Origin of the sequence: Methanobrevibacter sp., from assembly GCF_030539875.1 — an archaeon.
GTDB lineage: Archaea > Methanobacteriota > Methanobacteria > Methanobacteriales > Methanobacteriaceae > Methanocatella.
This window is the reverse complement of the sequence record NZ_JAUNXI010000010.1, coordinates 1-20808: the sequence shown is the minus strand read 5'-3', so window position 1 is coordinate 20808 and position 20808 is coordinate 1. Positions and strand designations below refer to the sequence as shown.

Genomic DNA, 20808 nt, shown 5'->3' with positions numbered 1-20808 from the left:
AATGTCAAAATATGCAATTTTATCAGACATCCATGGGAATTTATTTGCCCTAAAAGAAGTTTTTAAAGATTTAATTAAACAGGATATTGATTCCGTAATTCTTTTAGGGGATTTAATTGATTATGGAATGCAATCAAATGAAGTTGTTGATTTTATCCGCGATAATTTTTCAACAAAAATTATTTGCAATATTTTGGGAAATCATGAAAAAGCTATTTTGACAAAAGATTTTAACCATTTTTCAAGTACAAGAGGTGTCGAATCGGCACAATTCACCGATTCAATATTAACTAGTGAATCTAGAGATTATTTAAATAACAATTTGGTTCAGGAAGGCAAATTTGAATTTGAAATAGGTGAAAAACATGTTTTAGCCGTCCACGGGTCTTTAGATGATCATTATTGGAAAGCAATTTTTCCAGATAATCTAAATGGAAATTACATTGATTATGATATTGTTCTATCGGGACATTCTCATTATCCTCATGTTTTTCAAAAATTTTATGAATTTGACAATCCTGATATGAGAAACAGAAAATCAGTATTATTTATTAATCCAGGTTCTGTTGGCCAACCTAGAAATCATAATCCCAATGCTCAATATGCAGTTTTAAACACTAATTTGATGTCCGTTGAATTAAAATCAGTTGAATATCCTAAACATGATGCAATGGATTTATATGATGGGAGTGTTGATGATTTTTATAGAAAAAGATTAGAACATGGAATTTAAGGTGACTATTATGAAAATATTATATGTAATTAGTGGCGTTACCGGAATGACTGGTAATGAGTTGGTTCGTCAATTATTAAATCAAAAGGACGATGAAGTAAAAGTCATTGGTTTTGATAACTTTTATGCATCTTCAATCGATACTGTAAGCGACTGTATTGATGATGGCCGTTTTGATTTTTATGAATATGACTTAAATAATGATGAAGACATGAATAAAATCGAATCAATGGTTGTTGAAATTAAAAAGGACTTTGATGAAGTAATCTATATTAATTGTGCTGCTGTTGTTCATACAGAACATTTCTATAAGGTTTATGAAACTTATGAAACTAATGTCGTTAGTATGAATAATTTTCTACAGCAGGCCATTCGTGTAGGTGCTGAAAAATACATTAACTGCTCTACTTCAGAAATATATTCAATGAATTCTTGGAATGAAGATGGGGGAGTTAAAGAATCTGATTTTATCACTATGTCTGATGCAGAACATAGTCAAAGGACTAGTTATGCAACCGGCAAACTCTTAACTGAGTTTTTCATCAAAGATGCAGTTGACAACGGTAAAATCAAAGGATGTTCTATTCGTTTTGCTAATGTTTACAGCAAAGATGAAAAATATCCAAAGCATATTATTCCACATATTATAGATAGCTTTAAAAATAATGGGGAAGTTGTATTACTTGAAAATTCTAAAAAGAATTGCAGAACCTTTTTGAATAATTATGACAGTTGCAGTGCAGTACTTAATTTGGCAAAAACTGATTCTGCCCTTGATGGGACTATTTACAATGTTGCTACTGATGAAGAAATTTCCATTATTGATTTAACAATTTTAATTGCAAAAAAAATGGGCATTGCAGAACCAGTTATTAAATTTGAAGGTTATCGTGAATCTGATCCTGAAAGAAGATTGTTGTCAACTGAAAAAATTAAAGCAAGAACTAATTGGAAACCAATAATTGATTTAGATAAAGGATTAACTGAATGTGTTGAAAACTACACAAAAAATTAGGTGTGTAAATGAAAATTTCCATTATTACTGTTGCAGGAATTTCCACTAGATTTAATAAAGATATTCCCGAGGATGAAAAGATATTGAAATGTTTATATTATGAAGAGAATCCTCACGATACGCTGATTTTTCATATGCTTGAAAAATTAGAGAGCTATGATAAAATAATCATTGTTGGAGGATACAGGTATTCTGATTTAACCGGATATATTGATGAGGAAATTCCAGAGGTTTTGCAAGAAAAAATTATTCTTGTTGAAAATGATCATTTCAGTGATTTAAGTTCCGGTTACAGTTTATACCTGGGAATTAAAGAAGCTTTAAATAATTTTGATGAAATTGATGAAGTGCTTTTTGTTGAAGGCGATCTGGATATTGATAATGAGTCATTTGCAAAAATAGTCAAATCCGATAAAAATGTTCTAACATTTAACAGAGAACCAATTTCCTCAAACAAATCTGTTGTTCTTTATCAAAATAAAAATAATGAATACCATTACTTATTTAACAGTAATCACGGGCTGTTAAGTTTAAGCGAACCATTTAAAGCTATTTTTAATTCTGGTCAAACTTGGAAGTTTAAGGATATGGGATTGCTTAGAGAGGCAAATGATAATTTTTACAATAACCTTATTGAAGATACAAATTTGGGAATTATTCAAAAATATTTAGATTTAATGGAAAATAATGAAGATATTGAGATTATTGGATTAAAGCATTGGGTTAATTGCAATACCCGTGAGGATTATCAGAATATAAAAGATTATTGGAGGAAATAACATGAAAACTTTAGATGAAAGATTAAAAATTGTGGAAAAACATGTAAATGATGATGAAATTACAATAATGATTATCGGATTAGGTAGTGTTGGAACTTACTTATTGGACTTTTTAGTAAGTAAAAATGACCCTGCAATAAAATTAGTTGTTGTTGGAAGAAACTATGAGAAAATGCAATCTGATGTTAATATTGTTCGTGTTGCGGGACTTATTCGTGAACTTAATAAATCTCAAATTGAAATTGAATCAGGTGTTGATTTAAATGATGTTCAATCAATAGAAAAAGCAATAAGTAAATATGACCCTGATTTCATTGTTAACTCAAGCAGAGCATATCCCGGCCTTAAATATGGAAGTATATCATGGAGCAATGTAAGGGCTTACGGTATCTGGACCCCATTATCTATTAAATTTACAAAAAATATTATGGATGCATGTGAAAACGCAGATGCAAATGCGGTTGTTATTAATACTTCTTATTCTGATGCTGTAATTCCATGGCTTAAAAGTGCTGAAAAAGCATATCCTGACTTTGGAAGTGGAAATTTAAATCATCTGATTCCTAGAATGAAATTTGCAGTAGCAGATATTTTGGGAGTTGATGATTTCTGGAATGTTGACTTTAATTTTGCAGCATCTCATTTTCATGATGTATGCCTTAGTAAGGAAGGACAAACTGAAGGTGTGAATCTGCCTCTTAAAATATATTATAAAGGTGAAGAGCAAGATATTCCTCATGAAGATATTTTCAAAGAATGTTCAATCAGCATGCCTGTTGACCAAAAAAGAAACATGATGAATGCTTCAAGTAACTACCGTATCATTTCTGCTGTAATCGATGCAATCCGTACAGGTAAAAATCAGAAAGTATTTTCACCAGGAGCATTTGGCCATATTGGAGGATATCCGGTAATTATTGGTTATAAAGATGATGAAATTTCTGCATGGATTGATGAATCAGTATTTACTTTTGATGAAATGGACAAAGCAAACAGGGAATCATTAGCTTTGGATGGTGTAGAGGATATTCGTGATTCAACATTAATCTACACCGATGATTTGATTAAAAAAGTAGAAAAAGCTTTTGGCGAAGATTTGCCAAAAGAAGTAAAGTATGATGAAATTGAAAAAACTGCAAATTTCCTCATTGATAAAATAATAACTCCACAATTAAATAAATAGGATTAATCATAATGAAAGTTGAAGATTTTGTTAATGTTTTGAATTGTGAATTCTATACTGGTGTTCCAGACTCACAACTGAAAGCATTATGCAATTATTTAATGAATGAATATGGTATTGATGAAAAACACCATTTAATAGCCGCTAATGAAGGTAATTGTACTGCTCTTGCAGCTGGTTATCATTTAGCTACTGGCAAGGTTCCAGTTGTCTATATGCAAAATAGCGGTGAAGGCAATATTATCAATCCTGTTGCATCTCTTTTAAACGATCAAGTTTATGCCATTCCTGCTATTTTTGTTATTGGCTGGCGAGGACAACCTGGAATTCATGACGAACCTCAGCATATCTATCAGGGAAAAATCACCTGTGACCTGCTTGATTTAATGGATATTGAAAACTTTGCTGTTAGTTGCGAAACTACTGTTGGAGAGCTTAATGAAGTCATGGATGAATTTAATAAAGTTCTTAAAACAGGTAAAAGTGTTGCGTTTGTTATTCGTAAAAACGCTTTAACATATGATGAAAAAGTCGTTTATGAAAATGATAATGAACTGGATCGTGAAGAAATCATAGAACACATTGTCAGCGTGTCTGGTGAAGATCCGATTATATCAACAACAGGCAAAGCCAGTCGTGAGCTATTTGAAATAAGGGAATCTAATAAACAAGCTCATAAATATGACTTTTTAACTGTAGGTTCTATGGGGCATTCTTCTTCAATAGCATTGGGCGTTGCAGTAAATAAACCTGATAAAAGGGTTTGGTGCGTTGATGGAGACGGCGCTTTATTAATGCATATGGGTTCAATGCCTGTTGTTGGAAATGTTAATCCGGATAATTTAATCCATATTGTAGTTAATAATGGAGCTCATGAAACCGTTGGCGGAATGCCGACTGTAGCGTCAAATATGAATCTTGTTACAATTGCAAAAGCATGCGGTTATTCCTATGCAGTGTCTGTTGATAATCTTAAAGATCTGGATAATGAACTCATGAAAGTAAAGGATATGGGTAAATTATGTTTTATTGAAGTTTTATCTTCAATTGGCGCTCGTGCAGATTTAGGAAGACCAACTACAACCGCAATCGAAAACAAAGAAAACTTTATGAATTTTTTAGACCAATAGAAAAAGGGATATTTTGAAATACACTGAATATGATAATCAAACATTAAATCACTTGCAAAATCTTGAATTAATGATTTTAAAAGATTTCATTAAAATTTGTGAGGAAAACAATCTTACATATTATATGTATGCCGGCTCTCTTTTAGGTGCTGTCAGGCATAACGGGTTTATTCCATGGGATGATGATTTGGATGTAATTATGTTTAGAGATGATTTTGAGAAATTTAAAGAAATTTTCATCGCATCTAACAATGAAACTTATGAATTATTATCTAATGAAACAGAAAAGGATTATTTTCATTTACTTTCCAAATTAATGATTAAAGGCACTAAATTCGAAGAAGGTTGGGTTAGTCAAGTTGATTTTCATATTGGGATAAATATGGACATATTTGTTTTAGATGATTTGGCAGAAGGTAAGTTCAAAAGAAGTTATCAGCTTAAAAAATCATTTTTATATAACAAATTATTAATAATGTCTAAAATTAAACTGGATAATCTGCCTTTCATTACAAAAGTAATAACTCACACAGGTTATCACATTTTAAATTTACTTAAAATAAAACCAGCTACATTAAATAAAAGATGTTTGTCATTTTTAAGGAAATATAAAAATTCAAATTCAGAATATGTATTTGATATCTCTGCTACTGCAGAAGAGTATCCTCTAATATTTCGCAGAGATGATTTTAAATCAATAACAAAGATTAAATTTGAAGATATTGAAGTTAACGTTCCTGTTAATTATGATCATATTTTAAAAAGTTTGTATGGAGATTATATGCAATTACCTCCAAAGGAAGATAGATATAATCATATTACTGAAACAATAGATTTTGGAAAATATTGATTATCATCACTATTTTATATTTATAAAAATAATGTTTTGCTCATTTTATAGCTGCTGTTATGGAATAAGAATAAAAATTCCTCAAACTAAAAGTAACTTATTTAATATATTACTTACAAAAATTATATTTTATAAATTATAGGAAAATGGAAATTATGGCAGATAAAAATGAATGGGGCAGCAACCTTTCATTCATCTTGGCGATGATTGGTTCTGCAGTTGGTCTTGGAAACATTTGGAGATATCCGTATGTGCTTTATTCTAACGGTGGGGGAGCATTTTACATCCCTTATATTGTTGCAATTCTTTTAATGGGAATTCCATTTTTGATTTTAGAATATGGTGTCGGATATAATTATAAATCTTCTTTTGCAAAAGCTATCAGAAAGATTAATTCCAAATGGGAGTATTTGGGCTGGTTTTTGCCAGTTGCTGTATTTATGATTATGATTTATTACTCAGCTATTCTTGGTTGGGACGGAATATATATGATTTTAAGTTTCTTTAAAGGGTGGGGAGCAGACCCGAACAATTTCTTTGCAACTACTCTTTTGCAATCTAGCGAAGCTTACACCGGTTTATTCAGTTTCATTCCTGTAATTGCTATTGCAATGCTTATTGGTTGGGTTGTTATTTGGTTTATTTCTCACAAAGACCTGGAATCAGGTTTAGGTAAAGTATCAAAAGTGTTAGTTCCTCTCTTGTTCCTTATTATGGTTATTATTGTGGCATTTTCACTTACATTACCTGGTGCTTCTATTGGTCTATCTGAGCTGTTTGATCCTGACTGGTCACTTCTGACTCATTTTGAAATTTGGATGGCTGCTTTCGGTCAGATTGTATTTTCCCTAAGTTTAGGTATGTCTATTGCATTTACTTATGCAAGTTATACAAAAGACGATTCAGATTTGGTTACAAACACTATTTCCATTGTTCTTGCAAATTCCCTATTTGAGAACTTTGCAGCATTGGGTGTATTTTCAATTTTAGGTTACATGTCCTTACAATCAGGAACTGCTGTAGCAGACCTTGTAACTCAAGGAACAGGTCTTGTATTTGTTGCATATCCTGCAGTGTTTAATGTATTGGGCAATTGGGCTTTAGTGCTTGGACCACTGTTCTTCTTGACTGTTTACCTTGCAGGCCTTACAAGTATCTTATCTACAATTGAACCTCTGTCTTTTTCAATTCAAAATAAGTTTGGCCTAACAAGATCCAAAACAATGACAATTTTATGTATTGTCGGTGCTGCTGTCTCTATGCTTTATGCAACAGCTTATGGAGGAACATTGCTTGGATTTGTGGATACATTTATTAATCAGATAGCGCTGTTGATTGGTGTTGTAGCTGAATGTATTGTATTTGCTTGGATATTCAAAGCTGAAAAATTGATTGATTTCTTAAATAGTCAAAGTAAATCTATTAAACTCGGTAAATGGTGGATTGTTGTTGTTAAATATATTTTACCAATCTTCGTAACTGTCATTTGGGTTGGCGGAATGATTGATGTAATAAACAATGGAAGCATGGACCAGTTAATATTTACAATCATTTCAGCGGCTGTTTTATTGATAGCTAGTTTAATATTCACTATTCTTCCGGCTAAAAATTCAGATTGGGACAATGCTGAAAATAGAGTATAGTTATAGTTAAACTATAACTCCTTTCTTTTTTTTTATTGATTTAATTTTGTAGAATTGATTTTAGATGTTGGTTTAATCCAAATAATTTAATATCTCATTTAATCCAGTTTCTTTTAAAATTTCAGATGCACCAGAAAAGATTTAAGTCATCTATTTGATTTACTCTTACGGATTTTTTTTAAAAATTTATGTTATATGGATTTGGCGGCTTATTTCTGGTTGTTGTGGAAAACTTTATTACATGACCTGCATGATTTGGAGCTGATTGTGTATTGGTTTTAAGTGATTGCGATTATGCATTAATTGAATTTAAAGTACATCAATCAATTGATGATGCTTCAGCAAACCTCCTTAATGGGTTGGTATATTGTGGGGTGAATTTGATTATACACAAGATTTTCATTAAATATTGTCTATTGGCTGTTTAGTCAGGTGAAGTATTTATCAATCAGATCATTGTTTTCACTGGTTTTTTCTAAAGAAAAAGTGAGGGTGCCGTTTGATTCCTCTATTACTGTTTTGGACTTTTGAGAGGTTTTTTCAATATCGTCTACTTCACTGTAATAAACGCCGATTATCAAACCCATTACTGCAAGTAGAAATATTAAAAGAATTGCGGCATTTTTCATATTCATATTAAATAATATCTGATTTATGGTATATATAAATAGAATGGAAAAGTATTTTAATGGCTATATTTATATATCTATTGAAAGTTTAGTGAGGTGAGAAAATATGAAAGACTATGTTATAATTTTGGTTGGAATTGTTATCGCGCTGCTAATTGTCGGAGGAGCAGTCGGATTTACTTCTATGAAGGATGATTCAAATAATTCTAATTCCACTATCAGTCCGATTCAAGAATCCAACAACACAACACAGACTGTCAAAAACGCCACATTGGAAAATAAAACCGATGCCGGTGACAGTGATATTGTAAGTGAAACAATTGAATATAATGCGCAAAATGGCGGAGGTTATTTCCGTGAAGTCACTTATAAGGATGGAGGTTTTCGCCAGTTTGATTTAGAAACCGGTGAATTAATTGGTTCTTCATATGATTCAGACCAACATAAGCTTCCGAGTTTGGAATGATTTAAATGATTTTTGATGATTTATTAAAGCATTTCAACATTCAGGAAGAGTTTCCCCAATATCTTTTAAACCAAAGGTTAAATGAAGTATTTCTTGATGGGGAACTGTTCAAAATCGATAAAAACTATAAAATAGTAGTTAAAACACGTCAAAATGTTACGCATCAGCTGATTATAAAACCAAATGATGAATATCCTTTAACTGTATTGTCTAAACTTTCAAACGGTTCTTTAAATGGAATGAAATTTGGCATTAGCGATGGTGATGTGACTTACATTAATAAATTGTAAAAACTACTATTTTTTTTTAACTATTTTTATATAATATTAATGCCATAAGTTACATTATAATAATTTAATAATTTTGTGGATATCATGAACAAAAAAGAGTTAATTAATAGTGGTAAAGTAAAAAGTGTATTCACCACAGATAACGACGATGAGGTAATCATCGAGTTTAGAGATGACATGACTGCTGGTGATGGTGTAAGAAAAGAGGTAATGAGTAATAAAGGTTCTTATAATGCAGTAATTTCTTCCAAGATATTTAAAGTATTGGAAGAAAACGGTGTTCAAACTCAGTTTCTTGATTTGCCCAAACCAAATATGATGCTTGCAAAAAAACTTGAAATGATTCCTATTGAGGTTATCATAAGAAATATTGCAACAGGCAGCTTAGTGCGCAATTATCCTATTGAGGACGGCACTAAATTGAATCCTCCGATTGTTCAAATGGATTATAAAAATGATGAATACCATGATCCAATGCTTAATGATTCAATCATCAAGGCACTGGGAATAGCTACTCAGGAGGAAATCGATATCCTAACCCAAAAGGCACTGGAAATCAATGAAGTTTTATCTGGATTGTTTGCCGATGTTGGAATTATTTTAGTTGATTTTAAAGTCGAATTCGGTAAGGATAAAGATGGAAACATTGTTTTAGGTGATGAAATCTCTCCTGACGGATGCAGATTGTGGGATAGTGAAACATTGGAGATGCTGGATAAAGAATTATTTAGAAAAGGAAAAGACAGTGAAGTCATGGATGCTTATATAGAAGTTTATAATAGAATTGTTCCTGATGATGAAAAGGTGATTTAAATGTTATTCGATATTGAAATTAAAATCTCACTTAAAAGTGGCATGTTAAACCCTGAAGCCACTACAATTGAAAGGTCTCTTGATTTGCTAGGTTATGAAGTTAAAAACGTGAAAACTGTTGAAACCATTAAGTTCCAAATGGAAGGTGAAGACAGGGAAGTTATTAGAGAAAACGTAGTGGACATGTGTGAAAGATTACTTTGTAATCCTGTTATTCATGATTATAAAATCAATGTTATTCCACAGAACATGGCTTGCGGTAAATAGGTGGGAAAATGAAAATTGGAGTAATCAGATTTCCGGGAACTAATTGTGACAGGGATGTTGCACAAGCCTGCAGGTTAGCAGGCCTTGAACCGGAATATGTTTGGTGGAGTGAAGAAAAGCTAACTGACTTTGACGGCATTGTTATTCCAGGAGGATTTTCTTATGGAGATTACCTAAGAGCAGGCGCAATGGCTTCCATCACTCCTGTCATTGATGGAATCAAAGAACTGGTAAAAGAGGAAAAGCCTGTACTTGGAATTTGTAATGGCGCTCAAATCTTAGGGGAAATAGGTCTTATTCCAGGAATTTTCATTACAAATGAAAATCCCAAATTCAATTGTGAATGGGTTGATTTAAAAGTTGCAACTAACAGAACCCCGTTTACAAAAGCGTTTAAAAACAATCAAACAATTTCTCTTCCTATTGCGCATGCGGAAGGAAGGTTTTACACAGAAGACATTGATTTGTTAAAGGATCAGGACCAAATCGTTTTGCAGTTTGAAGGCAAAAACCCTAATGGGTCTATGGAAGCTGTTACAAGCGTATGTGATGAATCCGGCCTTGTTGTTGCAATGATGCCTCACCCTGAAAGGGCCTGTGAGACAATATTCGGGTCTGATGACGGTTTGAATTTCTTTAAAGGATTTTTATAAGTGATATGGATGGTAGTCTATTTAATTGGTGCGGGACCTGGAGATGCTGATTTAATAACTCTTAAAGCCGTTAAGGCTTTAAATAAGGCTGATGTTGTTTTATATGATTATTTGGCTAATGATGAAATATTGGCTCATGCTCCGGATGCTGCAGAAAGAATATATGTTGGTAAAAAGGCAGGTGAGCACTATAAAACTCAGGATGAAATCAATGAGTTAATTATAAAACAGGCTCGGAATCATGAAAATGTTGTGAGATTAAAAGGGGGAGATCCTTTTGTCTTTGGTCGCGGAGGAGAAGAAATACTGGCTTTAATGGAACATGATATCAAATTTGAAGTTATTCCGGGTGTAACTTCAGCTATTGGCGCACCGACCTCTTTAGGACTGCCTGTAACTCACAGAGGCGTGGCAACATCAGTTACTCTTGTAACCGGTCATGAAGATCCGACAAAAGCTGAAAATCAGGTTCATTGGGATTATACTGCTGATACATTAATTATTCTAATGGGAATTGGAAAAATAAAAGAAAACACAACTGAAATAATGAAATATCGCTCAGCCGACACTCCAGTTTGTGCAATTGAAAGCGGAACACTGCCAAATCAAAATCTTGTATTCGGTACATTAGGCGATATTTCAGATAAAAAAATCAACACTCCTGCTATTTTGATAATTGGTGATGTTGTAAATATGTATAGGGACATTTATGAGTATCGAGGTGATTAGATGTGTGGAATTGTTGGTTGCATACTGAAAAATGACGATGACGTGGCTCCGATTCTTTTTGACTGTATTTCCAAACTTGAATACAGGGGGTATGATTCAATAGGATTGGCCACTTTTAGCGGAAATAAGCTCCACATCAAAAAGGACAAGGGGAAAATCAAGGAGGTTGATGATAAGTTAAATCTTAGGGACATGCCTGGAAATATGGGTATTGCTCATGTGAGATGGGCAACACACGGAAATCCTTCTAAATTAAATTCACATCCTCATGTCGATGAAGAAAATACTGTTGCAGTTGTACACAACGGAATTATAGAAAATGACGTGGAAATCAAGGAGAAGTTAATGGCTGAAGGTCATAAATTCAAATCAGAAACCGACACAGAAGTTATTCCCCATATGATTCGAAAATTCATGGATGAAGGTTTTGATTTAGAGCATGCCGTTAGAAAAACCATTGATGAACTTGACGGATCTTATGCAATTGCCGCAATTTCAACAAAGGAACCTGATAAAATTGTTGCAACACGCAAAGACTCTCCGCTAATTGTTGGAATCGGCAAGGAAGGTTATTATCTTGCATCTGATTCCCCTGCTATTTTAAAATATGCCCGTGATATAATCTATCCTGAAAAGGGTGAAATTGTTATCTTGGATAAGAACGGCGTTGTTGTCCATGACGAGTTTGACAATCCGGTCAACAAGGAAATTGACACCATTAACTGGACGCCTGAAATGGCTGAAAAAGAGGGATATGACCATTTCATGATTAAAGAAATCAACGAACAGGCTGCCGCTGTTAGAAACACTTTAACTCAAAAGGACAATATTCAGGAAATAATCGATGATATTGGAGATATTCAAAGAATCTGCTTTGTAGCTTGCGGAACATCTTATCACGCATCTTTAACTGGAAAATATTTAATAGAATCTCTTGCAGGAGTTCCCACTGATGTTATTCTGGCTTCCGAGTTTAAATACTCTGCAAACACTTTAAATGACAAAACATTGGCCATATTTATTTCACAATCCGGCGAGACTGCCGATTCGCTTAAGGCATTGGATGTTGCAAATAAAACATCAAAAACACTTGGAATTGTTAATGTGGCAGGATCATCAATTACCAGAAGGGCAAAATACGTAATTCAAACTCAGGCAGGTCCTGAAATCGGTGTTGCTGCAACAAAAACATATGTGGCTCAGCTTTCTGCAATCTATTTATTTGCAGCACTGCTTGCTGAGGATACGCAGCTGCTTGAAGAACTGGATAAAGTGCCGGGATTTATTGATGAGGCTCTTGAAAACATCGACTTTATTAAAGAAATTTCAAAAAGATATAACTACGCCCGCGACTTCTTCTATCTTGGAAGAGGATACTCATATCCTACCGCTCTTGAAGGAGCTTTAAAACTTAAGGAAATCACCTATATTCATGGTGAGGGATATGCTGCAGGTGAACTCAAACACGGTCCTTTGGCTTTAATTGATGAAGGAATTCCTGTAGTTGTAATAATTCCTCCTGGAGATAGCTACAAAAAGACAAAAAGCAATCTGGCAGAAGTCAAATCCCGTAAGGCTAATGTGCTGGCTATCGGCGCTTGCGACGATGAAACTATAATGGATAAGGCAGATGATTTCATTGCAATCAATAGTGAGGTAAGCGAGATTATCGCACCTTTGGTGTATATTGTCCCGCTGCAGCTAATTGCATATTACATCACTCTTGAAAAGGGCCATAACCCTGACCAGCCTAAAAATTTGGCAAAATGCGTAACTGTTGAATAAGGTTTTTACCTTATTTTCCATTTTTTAATATGTGCTCTTCAATTCTTATCTTGAAGCATATTATATCCTGCTTTTTAATTTTTCGCATATTATTCTTTTGGAATTGTATTTACCGGATAAAAACATCTCCTAATGATGTTTGTTAAATGTTGAACTCATCAACATTTTTTTAATCATTTCTTATTTTGAATATTGATATTTCTGTTTATTTTCATCTTTTGTTGCTGTTTTCAAATATTTTAATGTTTTTATTATTTTTTTAAGTCTCAAATTTCTTTATTTTTTTAATTTAGACTTGTCTATGCTTTTTTCATAAATCAAAAGATTTTTATACATAAAATCATATATCTATTTATCTATAAGAAAAATATTAAATGGTTTTATTATGTTTAATAAAAAAATTAGTTTTATTATATTGACATTAGTTTTTATTTTATCAGTTTCTGCAGTTTCTGCAGTTGATACTAATATGACTGATGAGGTGGATGATGAACCTCCATCGGAGGATTATGATATTCCATCTGCAGATGATAATGTCACTACTCTAAATTCTGAAGAGAATTATACATTAAACGGTAATGATGTAAACAAGTATTATAAAGGCCCGTCCAACTATGAGGTTACTTTATATGATTGGGATAAACCTGTTGAGAATGCATCTCTGATTTTAAACATCAACAAGGTCAATTACACTTATAATACTGACAATTCAGGTAAGGTTTCAATGCCTATAAATTTATATCCTGGCAATTATATAGTCACTGTTTATTACGGCAATTTGACTGCACAGAACAATATTAATGTGTTGCCGGTTGTAAAGGGAAGTGATCTTACTACAACTTATAAGCATGTTGCGAAATATTCAGCCACATTTTTAAAACCCGATGGAAAGCCGCTGGCCAATACTTACATTAAATTTAAAGTAGCCGGGAAGACCTACTCCAAAAAGACTAATTCCAAGGGTGTTGCTAGCTTGAATTTGGATTTGAAAGTTGGCACTTATACAATTTATGCAATACATCCCAACGGATATAAAATTTCAAATAAGCTTACTGTTAAACCTTCAATTGTGTCAAGCAATCTTAAAAAGCATTATTTAAGTTCAAAAGTATTCCAGGCGAAATTTTACGGAAAAAACGGTAAGGTTTTAGCGGGTAAAACAATCAAGTTTTACACCAAGGGAACTTATTTCTACAAAAAAACCAATTCCAAGGGTATTGCATCCATTAAGGTAATTTCTAAACCTGGAACTTACAAAATCGTTTCAATCAACACAAATACTGGTGAGAAAAGAACCAACACTCTGACAGTTTCACCGACACTATATGCAAATTCAATGTCCGTTTTTACCGGAACCACTTCAAAGTTCAAGGTAACACTTTACAAAGGTGAAAGCTTAGCTAAAAATACTTACATGAAGGTTTATGTTGACGGAGCTAAAAAAACCGTTAAAACAGACTCAAAAGGTGTTGCTACAGTCAACTTCAAACTGGCAAAGGGAACTTATAACTTTAAATGTGTTGATCCATTTACAAACTATGTGCTGAATAAAAAGGTAACTGTTAAATTGGCTTCAATTAAAGCAAATGATGTTAGTGCAAGAGAAGGTAAGGAAGGGGTTTTCCAAGCAACTCTCTTACAGCAAAGCGGCAGCGTAGCTAAAAATACTGACATGCAGATAACTATTGACGGAACAACACATACTGTCAAAACAGACTCAAAGGGTATTGCCAAAGTCAAGTTCACTCTTAATAAAGGGGTATATAATGTGGTCTGCAAGGATTTGGCAACCGGATATACACTAAATAAAAAAATCACTGTTGTAGAACCGAGCCAGGGAAAATCCTATAATCAGTTTGGTGTTTCAGAAGACGGTAAAACTATTTTGGCTATTGGTAAACAGTCTTCTTCAGCAGACCCTGATGGATATAGGTTCCATAAGGCTGAATTTTTAAGAATCTGTCCTATCTGCGGAGGTAATGAGCTTTACTGGAGTATTTTCTGGGCGAAAGATGAATCTACAGATTATGGAACTTTTCCTGCAACCGACAGCCGTCCAGCTCATGGTGAGGGAGGCAGCTGTGAAGGTATCATTATATGTATGCACTGTACCGGAGGTAAACAGTATTGTGATGCTGACTGGTCTGTTTTCGGACACAACCATGACGGTACAGGCAGAGATTTAACTATGGTATCAGGTTATGTCGAGTCATCAAAAGAAGAGGCATACCTGCTTAAAAGCGGAAATTATGTTGAATCATAGTTTCCTTTTTTAACTTTTTTCAGTCTGTTTTTCATATCTAAAATTCTGATTGTCGAATTGTTCTTTTCGTCCTGTTTTTCTGAGTACTTTTTTTCACATTCAATAATGTATAGCGCCTCATCTGAGGTTGTAGATGGAATATTCATTTTGGCAAGGTTTCTCTCAACACGCCTTTTCAGTTTCTCGTCATCCATTTCATCTCCTAAAAAGATAGGTGTTTTAACGGCAGATGAAATTTTAGTATTGTGGCGGGCAAGGTGCCTTTCCTCTGTTCTTTCATTTAAGATAAATTCGCTCGGGTTATTTAGTCCGGGATCTCTAAATGGGATTCCAACATCTGATAGTGCGATTCTTATTTCATCATTTTTAGGCAGTGAATAATCAAGCATTTCAGGTTTTGGACTGGCTAGTGTTCCTCCCTGTTTTCTTCCGAATATTGGGCCCAATCCTATATTGAAGCCGGCTTCAATAAATGCTGCTCTGACCGGTGCTGATGAAGTGTAGGTTGCAACAATTCCATCATCCTTTATTATTCTTTTAAATTCCCTAAAAAATTCAAGGGAAAACAATTCAGGAGCCATGTTTTGACTGAACGGATCTAGAAATATTGCATCATAAGTGCTGTCGGCAAGATTCTGAACGGTCTGCCTCGCATCTTCAATAAAGACATTGATGTCAATGTTTTTTGGAATTTCACATTCTTCAAGGCTTGATGAGGCATAATCCTGTTTTATTAATTCATCCTCAATGGCCTTTTTAGTTATGTCGTGTTCAGGTATTGGGGAGGGGACTAAAAGTCCGCAGGCAAGGGTTGCCTTTGAAATTTCGACCATGTCAATTTGCAAATCCAAATCAGAACTGTTTTTAATAAAATCTGCTATTGCCGCTGATGTGTTGTATCCCAATCCTGCACAAATGTCCAGAATGGCAATGTCTTTGGAGTAATTGAATTTCATCGGCCTGATAAACTTCTCAAATGATTCGCTTATGGCGCCTGTAGATGTATGTAACGTTTCAACTTTATGGTTTATTTCTTTAGAATTAATAGAATAGGATCCATCATCTGTTAAAACAAAATAATCTCTGTAAGTATTAAAAAAATCAACTCTGCTTTCATTATTTTGACTACTTCGCTCCATGTCAAAATATTCGTTTACCAAATCGAAAATATCGTCATTAATTATTCTAGCGCTGTTTTCATAACTCATTTTATCTAAACTAATTTTGGGTTTTATTTATTATAAAGATATTTTAAAAACAGATAAATATTTTTTCCAAACAGGACTTAGATATATTCAAACTAATTTTCAATTATTCTTTGAGCAAAATTTATATAATTTCTAAATTAAATCTTATTTTATCAAAAAAGAATAGGGTTTAATAAATGTTTGAGATTAAAGCAAAAGATAATATGGGGCGTGTTGGCGTTTTAAAAACCAAACACGGCAATGTAAAAACTCCCGCCTTGATGCCGGTTATCCATCCCCGCAAACAGGCGATAGATGTTGGAAAGTATGGTGCCGAGATTGTTATTACAAATGCCTATCTTATTTATAAAGACGAAGAATTAAAACAAAAGGCAATTGATGAAGGGTTGCATAAGCTAATTAACTTTGACGGCCCGGTCATGACTGATTCAGGTTCTTTTCAGTTGTCTGTTTATGGTGATGTTGAAATAACCAACAGTGAGGTAATCGAGTTTCAGGAACTGATTAAAACAGATATAGGAACAAGCCTCGATATCCCGACAGCTCCATTTGTCGACAGGCAAAAAGCTGAAGATGATTTGCAAATCACATTAAACCGTGCAAAGGAAGCCGTTGAATTTAAAAAAGAAAATGGAATTGAAATGTTGCTGAATTCTGTTGTTCAGGGTTCAACATTTCCCGACTTAAGAGAGAAATGCGCCCGCGAACTTTCAAAACTTGATGCTGATTTATATCCGATAGGTGCGGTTGTTCCTCTGATGGAATCCTATCACTATAAGGACCTGGTTGATGTTGTGATGAACTCAGTCAGGGAACTGTCAGACAGCGTTCCTCGCCACCTGATGGGAGCGGGACATCCTATGATTTTTGCATTGTGCGTTGCAATGGGCTGTGACTTATTTGATTCGGCAGCGTATATACTGTATGCAGAGGATGACAGGCTTTTAACAACAAGAGGAACCTATAAACTTGAAAATTTACAGGAAATGCCCTGTTCATGTGAAGTATGTACCAGATACACTCCCGACGACTTAAGGGCAATGCCTAAAAAACAGAGAAGGGATCTGATTGCTCAACATAACCTGCATGTTTCATTTGCAGAATTAAGATTGATTAGACAGGCCATTTATGAAGGCAGCTTAATGGAACTTGTAGAAGAACGCTGCAGAGCTCATCCTGCTCTTTTAGATGCGGTAAGGCAGCTCGGAAGCTATTCCCAGGACTTGGAAAGATACGATCCGAGAAGTAAAAAATCCGCATTTTTCTACACAGGTCCTGAATCATTAACAAGGCCTGAAGTGTTAAGGCATTTGCAAAAATTACGTGAAATGCCCAAAAAGAGAGACCTGATTGTTCTACCTCCAACAAAAAAGCCTTACTCTAAGTTTATTTCAGGTAAACTTGGAGAATTTTACAGCTACGGCGAGGAGCATGAAATTGATCTGGAAAACTCTGACTTTATGGTACTGGACGTTCCATTTGGGTTAATCCCTCTTGAAATCGATGAAGTTTATCCTCTAAGTCAAAGTGCAGCTCCAAAAATACGTGATGTCGATGCAATCGAATTTTTAGAAGACTTTGTAATGGAATTCAGCGAATATTATGATCAGGTTTTAATCCATTCAAGAATAACTAATGACCTTGATTTGGGACTGTATAATAAATGCATTGATTCACCAGATATAAGATACACTAAAGACGACACTAGAAAAATAAAGGCAATTGCCGATTATCAATTTGGAGTAGGTGCCGGTGAAGCGTTATTTTCCGGAAACATCAATATTGAAAAAAGTAAGAAAACAGGAAAAATAAGACATATATATGACGGTAAAGTATTGCTTGTCAATATGAGGGCATCTGACGCATTTCTTGTCTTATCAAAAGAGGGTGCAAAAAGACTCCACAACAGAATGGATTATCCAAAAAACAGGGTTGTTGTAAACAAGGACTCTGAACCATTTGCACTTGATGGAAAAAGTGTATTCTGTAAGTTTGTAGTTGACTGTGACGACAGCATAAGGTCAAATGATGAGGTTTTAATAGTAAACGAAGAAGACGAATTGCTTGCTTACGGAAAAGCGTTGCTCGGGGCATGTGAAATAAAAGAACTCCAAACAGGACAGGCTATTAAAACACGTAAAGGAATGGGAAAGTGAAATAATGGTTGATGATAATAAAGTTAATACAGGCAACAATATTGAAGACAAGAAACTTATTGTAAATGCAAGAAAACCAGTTGGCGAGTTGGGCCATCAGATACTGGATAGGATGAATGAGTCTCATGAACTTATGGCCCAGTGGGGCGTAAGCCATTTTGAAATTAAACCTGACAGCAAAATACTGGATATAGGCTGCGGCGGCGGAAAAAACATTGAACGATTTGCAAAACAAATCTCAGATGATGGGAAAGTTGTTGGAATCGACTATTCTGATGTAAGCGTTGAAAAATCAACCAGATTTAACCGTGAATTCATTGACAAAGGCATTGTCGATGTTTTGGAAGGTTCTGTTTCCAAGATGCCCTTTGATAGTGAAACTTTTGATATTGTCACAGGTTTTGAAACAATTTACTTCTGGCCGGACTTTATCAGCGACTTGAAAGAGGTTAACCGGGTTCTTAAAAAGGATGGCCTTGTGTTTTTCTGCAATGAAGTTGTTTATAGGGAAGGGGAAATGGAGAAATATGATGACCTGGTTGAACTATTGGATATGAAAATCTATTCACAGGACGTTTTGGAATATTCCCTTGAAAAAACAGGTTTTAAAGATTTTAAAGCTTACATTAATGATGAAAACGGATGGATTTGCGTAACTGCAAGAAAAATTTAAGGTAATAGCATGGCCAATAAAGTAAAAACGATATTTGCAAATATGAGCTGGTTAATGGCATCTCAAGTTTTAACCAGCATACTTGCTTTTGTTTGGACAATTTTAACTGCAAGATATCTTGGACCATCTGATTATGGTATTTTCGGTACAGCAGTTTCATTTTCCACAATTTTCGGTGTATTTGCAAGTTTCGGCATTTTTACTTATCTTGTAAGGGCCATTTCGACAGATTTTGAAAACGAGGACAAATATTTAAACAACACCCTGTCCCTTAAGATATTTCTGGCCATTTTTTATCTGGCCATTATATTTCTTGCTTCATTTCTCCTTGGATGGGACCGTTATGTGATTGGAATCTGTCTGCTGTTTGCATTTGAATTTTTAATCAAAACATTCCATGATGTGTTCTTTTCCTCCTTTCAGGCTCATGAAAAGATCAAATATCAGGCTATTACAAACATAATTCTTAGTGTACTGACATTTGTTTTTATTTGTCTTGTAGTGCTGACTGATTTCGGACTTATCGGAATCGCTTTTGCATATATTTTAGCCAATGCAATTGCATTGCTCTATGCTGTTTATTCAATACGAAAGCACATTATCAAACCTAAACTGGTTTTTGATTTTGGTTTTTATAAGGTTTTAATAAAGGCAGGAATTCCTTTTGCTCTGACCGGCCTATTTTATACAATCTACTATTCAATTGACATTGTAATGATTACACAGTTTGCTTCAACCTATGCTACAGGCCTTTATAACTCAGCTTACAAATTAATAAGTGTTCTTGCACTGTTTTATTCAATTTATTCGGCGGTAATTTTCCCGGTAATGAGTAAACTCTTTGCAGGTGAAAAAGACCTGCTGCATTTCAGCTTTATAAAATCAATTAAGTATCTGTCATTGGTTACAATACCTATTGCGGTTTTCACTTCATTTTATGGAAATCAGATTATTGCAATTTACGGATCAGAGTTTGTCGGAGCAGGAGATGTTTTGAAAATATTGATATGGACAGTATGTTTCCTGTTTATTAACGGTGCATGTTCATTAATATTGAATGCTTCCCACAAGGAATATTCGGTTACAAAAATATATTCTGTTGCAGCCATATTCAATGTTGTTTTAAACTTAATTCTAATTCCAAAATATTCAGTTTATGGCGCTTCATTCGCCACAGTCTTAAGTGAAGTTCTGATTTTAATTTTGGAATTATACATGATTAAAAAAATCGGCCAGCTTCCTGACAGGCATTTAATTTATGATATTTTAAAGATAATATTTGCGTCACTTGTCCTTGGAACTGTTTTATACATGTTCAATTTCAATTTATGGATTGCAATGGCCGTGTCATTTGTTGTATACTTTGCTGTGATTATCTTAGTCAAAACAATCGATGATGAAGATAAGCTTGTTATTAAGCAAATTGTAAATAAGTAATGCAAAGGTTTATATATTATTAAAACATAAGTTTATTTGTTGTTACTTTTCATGCGGTGTTAGTCCAGCCTGGTTAAGACTCTAGCCTGCCACGTTAGAGACCCGG

At 34.0% G+C, this 20808-nt stretch carries 20 protein-coding genes; 18 read left to right on the top strand and 2 right to left on the bottom strand.

Annotation, left to right across the window (positions count from 1 at the left end; translation table 11 throughout):
• The first annotated feature begins 1 nt into the window (after position 1).
• The 7 genes from Q4Q16_RS05160 to Q4Q16_RS05130 all read left to right on the top strand — a co-directional run bounded on the left by Q4Q16_RS05160 (position 2) and on the right by Q4Q16_RS05130 (position 7333).
• Positions 2 to 733, top strand: a complete 732-nt coding sequence (locus Q4Q16_RS05160) for a metallophosphoesterase (protein ID WP_303346656.1) — start codon at positions 2 to 4, stop codon at positions 731 to 733.
• Between the two features lie 10 nt (positions 734 to 743).
• Entirely contained in the window at positions 744 to 1748 is a 1005-nt protein-coding gene (locus Q4Q16_RS05155) for an NAD(P)-dependent oxidoreductase (RefSeq protein WP_303346655.1), read from the top strand.
• Between the two features lie 8 nt (positions 1749 to 1756).
• On the top strand, positions 1757 to 2527 hold the full coding sequence (locus Q4Q16_RS05150) for a DUF6564 domain-containing protein (protein ID WP_303346654.1): 771 nt from the start codon (positions 1757 to 1759) through the stop codon (positions 2525 to 2527).
• Between the two features lies 1 nt (position 2528).
• Positions 2529 to 3710, top strand: a complete 1182-nt coding sequence (locus Q4Q16_RS05145) for a hypothetical protein (protein ID WP_303346653.1) — start codon at positions 2529 to 2531, stop codon at positions 3708 to 3710.
• Between the two features lie 11 nt (positions 3711 to 3721).
• The gene (aepY, locus tag Q4Q16_RS05140) at positions 3722 to 4840 is read left to right on the top strand and encodes a phosphonopyruvate decarboxylase (RefSeq protein WP_303346652.1); all 1119 of its coding nucleotides are present in this window, start codon (positions 3722 to 3724) and stop codon (positions 4838 to 4840) included.
• 13 nt (positions 4841 to 4853) lie between these two features.
• On the top strand, positions 4854 to 5690 hold the full coding sequence (locus tag Q4Q16_RS05135; RefSeq protein WP_303346651.1) for a phosphorylcholine transferase LicD: 837 nt from the start codon (positions 4854 to 4856) through the stop codon (positions 5688 to 5690).
• A 155-nt stretch (positions 5691 to 5845) separates the two neighbouring features.
• A complete protein-coding gene (locus Q4Q16_RS05130; protein WP_303346650.1) occupies positions 5846 to 7333 on the top strand; it encodes a sodium-dependent transporter in 1488 nt (495 codons plus the stop codon).
• Positions 7334 to 7761: 428 nt separating this feature from the next.
• Here the strand turns inward: Q4Q16_RS05130 and Q4Q16_RS05125 are convergent, their stop codons facing one another.
• Entirely contained in the window at positions 7762 to 7968 is a 207-nt protein-coding gene (locus Q4Q16_RS05125) for a hypothetical protein (RefSeq protein WP_303346649.1), read from the bottom strand.
• Positions 7969 to 8068: 100 nt separating this feature from the next.
• Between Q4Q16_RS05125 and Q4Q16_RS05120 the strand changes: the two genes are divergently transcribed.
• The 8 genes from Q4Q16_RS05120 (at position 8069) to Q4Q16_RS05085 (ending at position 15228) form a co-directional block, all read left to right on the top strand.
• Positions 8069 to 8428, top strand: coding sequence for a flagellar protein, FliL (locus Q4Q16_RS05120; RefSeq protein WP_303346648.1), 360 nt, complete (start codon positions 8069 to 8071; stop codon positions 8426 to 8428).
• Positions 8429 to 8433: 5 nt separating this feature from the next.
• A complete protein-coding gene (locus Q4Q16_RS05115; RefSeq protein ID WP_303346647.1) occupies positions 8434 to 8718 on the top strand; it encodes a hypothetical protein in 285 nt (94 codons plus the stop codon).
• An 84-nt stretch (positions 8719 to 8802) separates the two neighbouring features.
• Positions 8803 to 9531, top strand: coding sequence for a phosphoribosylaminoimidazolesuccinocarboxamide synthase (gene purC, locus Q4Q16_RS05110; RefSeq protein ID WP_303346646.1), 729 nt, complete (start codon positions 8803 to 8805; stop codon positions 9529 to 9531).
• Positions 9532 to 9798 carry a phosphoribosylformylglycinamidine synthase subunit PurS gene (gene purS, locus Q4Q16_RS05105; RefSeq protein WP_303346645.1) on the top strand — a complete coding sequence of 89 codons (267 nt, stop codon included), beginning with the start codon at positions 9532 to 9534 and terminating at the stop codon, positions 9796 to 9798.
• 8 nt (positions 9799 to 9806) lie between these two features.
• Complete coding sequence (gene purQ / locus Q4Q16_RS05100; RefSeq protein ID WP_303346644.1) at positions 9807 to 10451, top strand: phosphoribosylformylglycinamidine synthase subunit PurQ; 645 nt, start codon at positions 9807 to 9809, stop codon at positions 10449 to 10451.
• Between the two features lie 9 nt (positions 10452 to 10460).
• The gene (cobA, locus tag Q4Q16_RS05095) at positions 10461 to 11180 is read left to right on the top strand and encodes a uroporphyrinogen-III C-methyltransferase (protein WP_303346643.1); all 720 of its coding nucleotides are present in this window, start codon (positions 10461 to 10463) and stop codon (positions 11178 to 11180) included.
• Entirely contained in the window at positions 11181 to 12965 is a 1785-nt protein-coding gene (gene glmS / locus Q4Q16_RS05090) for a glutamine--fructose-6-phosphate transaminase (isomerizing) (protein WP_303346642.1), read from the top strand.
• A 385-nt stretch (positions 12966 to 13350) separates the two neighbouring features.
• On the top strand, positions 13351 to 15228 hold the full coding sequence (locus Q4Q16_RS05085) for a hypothetical protein (protein ID WP_303346641.1): 1878 nt from the start codon (positions 13351 to 13353) through the stop codon (positions 15226 to 15228).
• Here the strand turns inward: Q4Q16_RS05085 and Q4Q16_RS05080 are convergent.
• Entirely contained in the window at positions 15213 to 16436 is a 1224-nt protein-coding gene (locus Q4Q16_RS05080; RefSeq protein ID WP_303346640.1) for an MnmC family methyltransferase, read from the bottom strand. The two genes, Q4Q16_RS05085 and Q4Q16_RS05080, sit on opposite strands and share 16 nt — an antisense overlap.
• 176 nt (positions 16437 to 16612) lie before the next feature.
• Between Q4Q16_RS05080 and tgtA the strand changes: the two genes are divergently transcribed.
• From tgtA to Q4Q16_RS05065, 3 genes are read left to right on the top strand one after another with little or no spacing between them, the layout of a single operon-like run.
• Positions 16613 to 18592: a tRNA guanosine(15) transglycosylase TgtA gene (gene tgtA, locus Q4Q16_RS05075; protein WP_303346639.1), complete on the top strand. Its 1980-nt coding sequence runs from the start codon at positions 16613 to 16615 to the stop codon at positions 18590 to 18592.
• A gap of 4 nt (positions 18593 to 18596) precedes the next feature.
• Positions 18597 to 19265: a class I SAM-dependent methyltransferase gene (locus tag Q4Q16_RS05070; protein ID WP_303346638.1), complete on the top strand. Its 669-nt coding sequence runs from the start codon at positions 18597 to 18599 to the stop codon at positions 19263 to 19265.
• A 9-nt stretch (positions 19266 to 19274) separates the two neighbouring features.
• Positions 19275 to 20702, top strand: a complete 1428-nt coding sequence (locus tag Q4Q16_RS05065; RefSeq protein WP_303346637.1) for a flippase — start codon at positions 19275 to 19277, stop codon at positions 20700 to 20702.
• Positions 20703 to 20808: the final 106 nt, after the last annotated feature.